At 65.0% G+C, this 2,771-nt stretch carries 2 protein-coding genes; one reads left to right on the top strand and one right to left on the bottom strand.

The window, feature by feature from the left end:
- Positions 1–297: 297 nt before the first annotated feature.
- Complete coding sequence (locus VNM24_09955; protein HWQ38916.1) at positions 298–546, top strand: hypothetical protein; 249 nt, start codon at positions 298–300, stop codon at positions 544–546.
- A gap of 130 nt (positions 547–676) precedes the next feature.
- Here VNM24_09955 and VNM24_09950 read toward each other — a convergent pair.
- The coding region (locus VNM24_09950) for an EAL domain-containing protein (GenBank protein HWQ38915.1) at positions 677–2,771 on the bottom strand (2,095 nt) is incomplete at its 5' end.

Below are 2,771 nucleotides of genomic sequence, written 5' to 3'. Positions count from 1 at the left end.
AATTCGCCCAGTAGATGAGATATTTAGCGCGTCCTCCGGCCTTCGGAGCGGTTTCGCGTCGCAAATTCGCGCTTGGACCGCCAGCCGCGCGCCTCACGGGAACTCGGCCTCCCTGCCTCGCTGAATCCGATCCGCCCAGCGCAGCGTAATTGCACGGGAGCCGGCGTGCTTGTCCTCGGTATGCGGCCGGCTCGCACGCATGCCGGGCGCGCGGCAGGCAAAGGGCGAGTTCCTGAAGTGGCGCCGCCCGGCACCCTGCGCATCGATGAACCAACACTCTTCAGAGGAGAGGAAACGATGGATCTGAATCGCAGACTGATTGGCGTGGCGATCGCGACGGCGGCCGCGGCGGTGTTCGCCGGGGGCGTGGCGGGTACGGCCACCGCCCAGGAAGTCAAGGTCAAGTGTTACGGGGCCAACGCCTGCAAGGGCCAATCCGAGTGCAAGACCTCGATGAATGCCTGCAAGGGCAAGAACGCCTGCAAGGGCAAGGGCTTCGAAATGATGACCGAGAAGGCCTGCGTCGACCGGCTTGGCCGGGCCTGACGGGCTCCGCGAACCGCAAGCGGCGTTCGCGGTTTTCTTCGGGGCGGCCGGCAGCCGCGGTCGCGCCAAGAGAAAACGGGCACCCTGTGTGCCCGTTCTTCTTGGTGCAGCGCTCGTTGTGCGGCGGGATTCAGCCGGCCCCGATGCTGCCGGCGGCCATGCGCAGCCGCGGGCCGAAGGGCCTGGGCTTGGCGACCCAGTAGCCCTGGGCAAAATCGACACCGATTTCACGTAGGGCCCTCAAGATCCGTTCGCTGTCGACGAACTCGGCGATGGTCTTCTTGCCCATCACGTGGCCGATGCTGTTGATCGCCTCGACCATGGCGCGGTCGATCAGGTCGTCGGCCATGTCCTTGACGAAGCTGCCGTCGATCTTGAGGAAGTCCACCGGCAGGTGCTTGAGGTAGGCGAAGGAGGACATCCCCGCCCCGAAATCGTCGAGCGAAAAGTGGCAGCCGAGGCCTTTCATCGCCTGGATGAAGCGCGCCGCACTGTCCAGGTTGGCGATCGCGGCGGTCTCGGTGATCTCGAAACAGATGAGCCCGGGGGGCACGTCGAAGAGCTGGAACTGCTCGCGCGCGAAGTCGAGAAACCGTTCTTCGGTCAGGGAGGCGCCTGAGAGATTGATCGAGCACAGATCGATGCGCGGCTCGGCGCCCTCGCCGCGCAACCGCGCAATCGTGGCAAATGCGGTGCGGATCACCCAACGGTCGATCGCCGGCATGAGCCCGTAGCGCTCGGCCGCGGGAATGAAGGCCATCGGCGGAACGATGTCGCCCTTTTCGTCGAGCATCCGGATCAGCAGCTCGCAGTGAATTCCGTGCGCCTGCGAGGCGATGACGTCCTTGATGTCCTGCGCGTAGAGCACGAAACGGTCCTCTTCCAGCGCCTTCTGGATGCGGCCGACCCACTCCATCTCCCCATGGCGCAGCGAAACCTCGCTGTCCTCCGGATGGTAGACCTGCACACGGTTGCGCCCCTTGTCCTTCGCCATGTAGCAGGCGGCATCGGCGGCGCTGAGCACGTCCGCCAGGGTGAACATCCCGTCAGCCACGTTGACCAGTCCGATGCTCACCGTGATGGCAAAGGAACGGTTTTCCCAGACGAAGTGAAAATCCGACACGGTCTGCCGCAGCTGATCCGCGATGCGCACGGCATGATCCGGCGGGCAGCTCTCCAGCAGCACGCCGAACTCGTCCCCGCCCAGGCGGGCGAGGGTGTCACCTTCGCGCAGCCTGCGCTGCAGGACGGTGCTGACCTGGCGCATGAGCTGATCGCCCGCCGCATGCCCGCAGGTATCGTTGACCACCTTGAACTGATCCAGATCCAGGTACATCACCGCGTGATGGCGGCCGAGCTGCGCAGCGGTTTTCAGCGCGAGCGAAAGCCGGTTCTCGAACTCGGTCCGGTTGATCAGTCCGGTCAACGCATCGTGGCTCGCCTGGTAGGACAGTTTGGCGGCGTACTGCCGCTCGCGACTCACGTCGTGCAGCACCAGCACCACACCGCTGATGCGCCCCGCGCGGTCCCTGATCGGCGCGGCGGAATGCACGATCGGCACCTCGGCACCGTCGTTCTTGACGAGCAACAGGGTCTGCGCCATCTCGACGGTGCGACCCTCGCGCAGCACCGTCTCGATCGGATTCGGGGCGAGCTGGCGCGTCGTCTCGTCGATGATGCGGAAGATCGCCTGCAAAGGCAGGCCTTGGGCGTCGGAAAGTTTCCAACCGGTCAGTGTTTCCGCCACCGGATTGAGGTACTCGATCCATCCGTCGGTATCGGTGGTGATGACCCCGTCGGCGATCGAGGCCAATGTTACCTGGGCGCGTTCCTTTTCCGCGAACAGCTCGGCCGCGGCAATCCTGCGGTCCGTGGTGTCGGTGAGCGAACCCGCCATCCGGACCGGCTTTCCTCCGGCATCGCGCACCGACTGCCCGCGGGCCCTAAACCATCGGTACTCGCCTGAGCTGGTCTGCAGGCGCATCTCTGCATCGAACGGCGCGCCGCGCTGCAGGTGATCCTCGATGGCCTTTTCCACGCCTGGGCGGTCCTCTGGGTGCACGCGCGACATCATCGCGTCGAAGTTGTTCTCCATCTGCGAGGCGCCGTAGCCCAGCAGCTGCTGGAAGCGCGGCGAGTAATAGGTTTCTCCGGTGAGCATGTTCCAGTCCCACAGGCCGTCGTTGCTGCCGGTCACCGCCAGGTTGAAACGCTCTTCGCTGATC

Source organism: Burkholderiales bacterium, assembly GCA_035560005.1.
Lineage (GTDB): Bacteria > Pseudomonadota > Gammaproteobacteria > Burkholderiales > Eutrophovitaceae > DASRFY01.
The sequence above is the reverse complement of the archived record's forward strand: the minus strand, read 5'-3'. Positions and strand labels throughout refer to the sequence as shown.